Genomic DNA, 5,511 nt, shown 5'->3' on the forward strand with positions numbered 1-5,511 from the left:
TCGGTAATTTCTTTTTGGCGATTGATCTGATCGCAGAAATCACACTGAGTTCCCCTATGGGGTGCTCTACACTTAAGAACAGTTATTTAGAACAATAGGAATTAATTTATAAGGTGCATTAGTCGATAATCCTATTTTAAATTTTTCCTTTTGGAAGAACCTTAAAATCTTCTCCACACCTTCCATGGGTTCGCCCTTTTCAGAAATAAGTGATGCTACATGATTAATCACTTCATTTTCGACTTCCTGTAAGCTTTTACCTGTCCAAGGATAATGGCTATACCAAAACTCAGTTACCTCTCGAGTTGTCATAGAAGCAGTCTTAGCCGACAGTTCGTCGCTTACTTTAACTCCCACTGAAGCGAATACTTGTCTCTCTGCTTCCTTCCACATAGGTTCTGAATCTATTAAAGTGCCGTCCATGTCAAAAATGACCGCTTGCATCATACTGCCCCCATTGCCTAACGCTGGGCTCACTGGAAAATTAGGAGCGCAGCGAGTAATTTTTCCGCGTGCAGCAAATTGTTAGCTTTGCTTGCCTACGGGAAGAGTGTATTTAGCTATCCAGGCAGACCAAAATAGACTAGAGAAAAATTGGTCTACCTCAGTAAATCCAGATTGCGCGAGTAAATCTATGACAGCTTCATTAGATTTAAGAGGATCAGCACCCTCCAGTATTCTGGCTCTCTTGCTTTCAACATCTTCACTTGAAACACCATTCATTCGCCAAAGCTCTCCCCATGCCGATAAGAAAAGTGGTTTACTAGCGTAGGGAAAGCGATTGCCTGCCATGATAAGCGGTGCATCTGGCTTAAGTTTATTTGCAATTTCATCAAGAACTGCTTTCTTCTCGTTTTCTCCTTTTAAATGATGAATTACTCCAATTAGGATGGCGGCATCAAATTTTTCTTCGATTATTAAATCCTTTACATAGCCCAAATGCGTTGTAACTCGATGAGCTAAACCTTTACTGGCTAAAGAATCTTTGGAAAGCTGCAACATCGGCTCTGAAGGGTCTACTGCTGTGAATCTCCAGTTTGGAGCCAACTTAGACGCAGCAATAATTTCTTGAGCCGTGCCGCCTGCCCCCACAACGAGGATTTGAGCTTTGCTGTCGGAGCCAAGTACAGCAGAAAGTATGCAGGCGGCAAGATCATGGCAGGCTTCATAGCCCGCCAAAGCTATTCGGCTCTGCTGTGCGTATTCACCTGCTCTGTCTTGATCAAATTTTTTTGCTGAATCAGTCATCTAAATTTTTTCCTCGATGTTTCTGTGAAGCTAACACCCTGCTTAGGGGCGGAAACACATGGGCTAAAATTAGGAACGAAGTGACGCAGCCCATGTGTTTGCGTCCCAGCGAGCCCGCGAGCGATTTAATGCGTTTGTTATACGCAATTTGCTACACCTGTAGCGCATTGCTACAATATAATGACGAACCATTAGGAGACATATTATGGCAACCGCGAGCGTAAGACTAGACCAAGATCTAGTTGAGAAAGCTACGATTATGGGCAAAGCACTAAACCGAACTATGCCAAAACAGATTGAGCATTGGGCAAAGATAGGTGAAATGATGGAAGATAACCCTGACTTGCCTTACGAATTCGTGAAACAGGCAATTATTTCCAAAGCTGAAAAAGAGGCTGGAAAATTGGAGCCTTACGATTTTGGCTAAGATTACCAGTGTTTTACAGACAGCTAATTTTAAGAGGGCAGTAAAGAAGTTACATCAGAATCAGAAAAAAGACTTGGATAAAGCGGTTAAGGAACTCATGGCCGATCCTCTTCTAGGTGAGCAGAAAAAAGGCGACCTAGCCTTTCTTCGCGTGTACAAATTCAAGATGGTCAAGCAGTTAACTTTACTTGGTTACAGCTACGAGGATGGCACTGTAATACTTGAGTTGATTGCACTTGGCTCTCATGAAAACTTTTATCGCGATGTTAAAAAGTTATTCTGACCAATTGCGTATAACTTCCCACTAAGGGGCGATAACACATGGGCTAAAATTAGGAACGAAGTGACGCAGCCCATGTGTTAGCGTCCCAGCGAGCGAAGCGAGAGCCTTGAGTGGTTTGTTAGGTTTTGTTGTTCAATCACTTGATGAAGTGTCATCATCACCTTTCCCAAATAGTAACTCGTACCCTTTTCTTGAAATGGCTGCACCTTGCTCCATTCTTTGCATTATAAATTCTTCCAATCCATTGGGGTACTTAATTGCAAACAATATACTTGCCACTTGTCTTGCAAAGTGCTCTAAGTCTTTTGGGCCAAATTTAGTACTAACTACTTCTTTTTTTCTGACTCTTTCTGTTGTCACTACATTAGGAGTGGCTGGATCCCATCTCCACATTCCGTGCATTAGGGCATTTCTATAATCTTGCAAGCTGTTAAGTTTTTCATACTGTGCAGTCAGTGAATCTTTTACTGGTGATTCACTAGAATCAACGACACGCTTTTTCCATAATTCCAGTACTTTAGAGAAACTCAAATTATTCATTTCCTTTGGAAGTGAATTGACGTCACTTTCGTCAAAGCTCAATAGGCATTGATGAAAGACTTCATATTCAATTGCACCCCATTGTGAAACGATGGTTCCAATAGAAAATATCTCATTTTCTGAAAGACCCAAATCAAGTCTTACGGGCAGTTCATTATTTTCTGACACTTTAAAACTCCCTCTAAAAAACCTAACACCTAAATATGGGGCACAAATAGGCAGGCTATAATGGCGAAGCCGCCTGCCTGTTTGTGTCCCAGCCCGCTTGCGGGCGACATTATTTTTTTGTTAGGAGACATAGCTTGATACCTCCTTGTTTTTATAGCCGACTTTGGTTGCTACGAACATAACCATAATTGAAATTGAAGCGTCAAAGGCTAAATTAGTAGAAATATAACCACCGCCAACAAACAACATAAGTACGAAAGTTGATATTAAAAAACTGCAAACATACATCACAAACGCATGCAAATATGGCTTTTTATTTACACCTGTAGCAAACCACCAGAAAACCACAAAGGTTAAAGCTCCACCTACAATATACGACGTAGCCAAGAATGAAAAAGCAGTAGTAGCGATCCCAAAACGACTAAACACTAAAACCAAAATCGCCACACTCAATGCGGGCAAAAGAATTGATAAAGGGATAAACATAAAAATCCTTTTATACTGCAACATTCCCTTGTCTCCTAACACCCACATAAGGGGCAGTAATACGTGGGCTAAAATAGGAGCGAAGCGACAGAGCCCACGTGTTACTGTCCCAGGGAGCTTGCGACCGACTTAATGTGATTGTTAAATGCCTTATTCGTTTTCAGCATCAAAAGTGTCAAGTCCGTTATCAATACTGCCTACATACCTTATTCTTTTTTGGTGGAAGGCCTTGAATAAAAACTCTAAGAAGTCTAGAAATTCATAAATTCTATTTCCAAACTCATATTCTGGGGTTGATTCCTTGATTACACTTTTGCCTAGCAAAGTGGCAGCTTCGTCCGAATCGATTACGAATCCGTGATCTTTATAATGGTTCGTTAAGTGAGCTGCTAATCTTTCTTCGTCCCAGTTGTCGGGCAATGTTTTACCAGCAAGTAATCTCTCAGCATATTGGACAGCGGATTCATTTATTCTTTCGAAGTAACCTAAATCTCTGATACTTAGATTATCTGTAAGATATTTCGCAAACATATCCGACGCATCTGGAAATCTGCTAGACATTTCAGCAATTTTCTCCATTGCGTTGGCTAAACCAGAAGCAGGAAAACCACCAAACTGCGGATCAATAGGACCTAGTTCACTCAATAACCCCATATGAATCTCATTTGCTCCTAATGATAATAAAGTTGCAGCTGACTTAGCTCTTCGAGGTACACTAACAACGAATTTGTCTTTACATAGACGCTTACATGTTTTGCTAATAAGATAGGCAGGTTCAATTTTTCCACCTCCACTTTGTAGAACCAAAAGAATATCTTTGGAACTTTTAAGGTCAGAAATTGCCTTATAAATCTGGTTGGAATGGTACGGGTAAATGGAATGCCAATCATCGAAGAGAAACACTACGCAGTAGTTTTCCATTCCAAATTCTGTGACTAATGTTGAGATGTATGCAGTCACATGCGATTTAATTTTATCTTCACTTAAATCGTCCCGAAACATAGCAATAATATCCGCCCATTTAGACAAATCATATGACTTTTCTTCTTCCTTAGCGTCTTGTGATTTTGTAGCTTTTTTTTCTGACATAAAACTTCCTTGATATTTAAAAGGCATTTAACACCCGCATAACGGGCAAAAACACGTGGGCTACAATTTCAAGCGAAGCGCCGGGAGCCCACGTGTTTTTGTCCCCAGCGAGCGCAGCGAGTGTTAATGCGCTTGTTATGCGTTACGAGGCGCCTGCCCTACGCGGCTTTGCCGCCAGCGCATGTCACCAAAACGTACTGATTAAACAATTAAATACAACACTAAAACAACCCTCTGCGAAATGCCAGATGATAAAACGGACGTCTAAGAAATGAACTAGCCAAGAAAGCCGCTTAGCGCGAATGCTCGCGTTACTGAGTTGGGAATTTGAACGTTGATAATTCAGCTTTGAAAACTGACGCCGCCAGCCACCAATACAACCTAGCGAAACGACCTTGTCCTGAACAACAACCGCCGCACCAAACATTTGAGAAATAAACTACGGCGCATAACACCCACATAAGGGGCAGTAACACGTGGGCTGAAATCCGAGCGAAGCGACAGAGCCCACGTGTTACTGTCCCAGCGAGCCTGCGAGCGACTTAATGTGATTGTTATGCGTATCAGTCATCCAAGTACTTGGTTGCTTGCTTCGTTGCAATTTTTTTAGCTACATCAATCACTACAGAAAGACCTTCTTTTTGAAACCGGGTCTTAATTTCGCTTAAGACTGTTGGCTTGTTCAAAGCTGCTGCGAAGTCATACCCCTCAGAAGTTATTCTCCAAGGTGTATCTGCCGCGAATTCATAAATATCCCTTCCTTCGCGATACTCTAAATCAATTCCCAAGCTTCCATGAGAAAATGCACCAGTGATTAACCTTTTCTCTTGCATGATAATCATGTGGTGAGCCAATTTTTGCGAGTCTTGTTCATAGAGTTCAACAAAGTCGTTAATGTCGACGATAGATTTTTCAGACTCTACAAATTTAGCTAAAATTTCACTTATTAATTCGTAATCCAACTTCATTATTTACTCGACACTAAAAATACGCATAGACACAATGACTCCCTGTGAAATGCTAGCCTCCGCATTTTCGTGGGTTAGCTGAAAGCCAGTGCCATAATTAGTTTGCTTAAGACTAATTCATTTGGAGGCTAGCATGAATAAACATAGCATGATTTTTATCGGCTTGGATACTCACAAAGAATTCCATGAAGTAGCTTATTGTGAAGAACAACGCGGGGCGAGTCCTGTTCACTATGGCCGCATACCCTCTTCCAAAGTTAGCGTTAAGAAGCTGCTCCGTCAGTTCGAATCGAAATACCCCG

8 protein-coding genes and 1 pseudogene are annotated in these 5,511 nt (G+C 41.4%); 3 read left to right on the top strand and 6 right to left on the bottom strand.

Annotated features, from left to right (window positions below):
* Window positions 1-72: 72 nt before the first annotated feature.
* Both ACXAG2_RS20670 and ACXAG2_RS20675 read right to left on the bottom strand, forming a co-directional pair.
* Window positions 73-447 (bottom strand): HAD family hydrolase, encoded by a 375-nt coding sequence (locus ACXAG2_RS20670; protein ID WP_474870185.1) that lies wholly within the window; start codon window positions 445-447, stop codon window positions 73-75.
* 78 nt (window positions 448-525) lie between these two features.
* Window positions 526-1,248 carry a class I SAM-dependent methyltransferase gene (locus ACXAG2_RS20675; RefSeq protein ID WP_474870187.1) on the bottom strand — a complete coding sequence of 241 codons (723 nt, stop codon included), beginning with the start codon at window positions 1,246-1,248 and terminating at the stop codon, window positions 526-528.
* A gap of 205 nt (window positions 1,249-1,453) precedes the next feature.
* Here ACXAG2_RS20675 and ACXAG2_RS20680 point away from each other — a divergent pair, with 205 nt between their 5' ends.
* Together ACXAG2_RS20680 and ACXAG2_RS20685 are read left to right on the top strand one after the other, a co-directional pair.
* Window positions 1,454-1,675, top strand: a complete 222-nt coding sequence (locus tag ACXAG2_RS20680; protein WP_012518669.1) for a TA system antitoxin ParD family protein — start codon at window positions 1,454-1,456, stop codon at window positions 1,673-1,675.
* Window positions 1,668-1,958, top strand: a complete 291-nt coding sequence (locus ACXAG2_RS20685; protein WP_018983976.1) for a type II toxin-antitoxin system RelE/ParE family toxin — start codon at window positions 1,668-1,670, stop codon at window positions 1,956-1,958. The genes ACXAG2_RS20680 and ACXAG2_RS20685 overlap by 8 nt, the downstream gene beginning before the upstream one ends.
* Before the next feature lie 132 nt (window positions 1,959-2,090).
* Here ACXAG2_RS20685 and ACXAG2_RS20690 read toward each other — a convergent pair whose 3' ends face one another.
* From ACXAG2_RS20690 to ACXAG2_RS20705, 4 genes are all read right to left on the bottom strand, one after another.
* Window positions 2,091-2,666, bottom strand: coding sequence for a hypothetical protein (locus ACXAG2_RS20690; RefSeq protein ID WP_474870189.1), 576 nt, complete (start codon window positions 2,664-2,666; stop codon window positions 2,091-2,093).
* A 120-nt stretch (window positions 2,667-2,786) separates the two neighbouring features.
* Window positions 2,787-3,176: a hypothetical protein gene (locus ACXAG2_RS20695; RefSeq protein WP_283623125.1), complete on the bottom strand. Its 390-nt coding sequence runs from the start codon at window positions 3,174-3,176 to the stop codon at window positions 2,787-2,789.
* A gap of 126 nt (window positions 3,177-3,302) precedes the next feature.
* A complete protein-coding gene (locus ACXAG2_RS20700) occupies window positions 3,303-4,241 on the bottom strand; it encodes an SDH family Clp fold serine proteinase (protein WP_474870192.1) in 939 nt (312 codons plus the stop codon).
* A gap of 563 nt (window positions 4,242-4,804) precedes the next feature.
* On the bottom strand, window positions 4,805-5,209 hold the full coding sequence (locus ACXAG2_RS20705) for a hypothetical protein (RefSeq protein ID WP_474870194.1): 405 nt from the start codon (window positions 5,207-5,209) through the stop codon (window positions 4,805-4,807).
* A gap of 133 nt (window positions 5,210-5,342) precedes the next feature.
* On the opposite strand from ACXAG2_RS20705, the pseudogene ACXAG2_RS20710 reads away from it, so the two are divergent.
* Window positions 5,343-5,511, top strand: a pseudogene (locus ACXAG2_RS20710) (IS110 family transposase); the annotation flags it as partial.

Source organism: Alteromonas sp. ABH4_456, assembly GCF_056160645.1.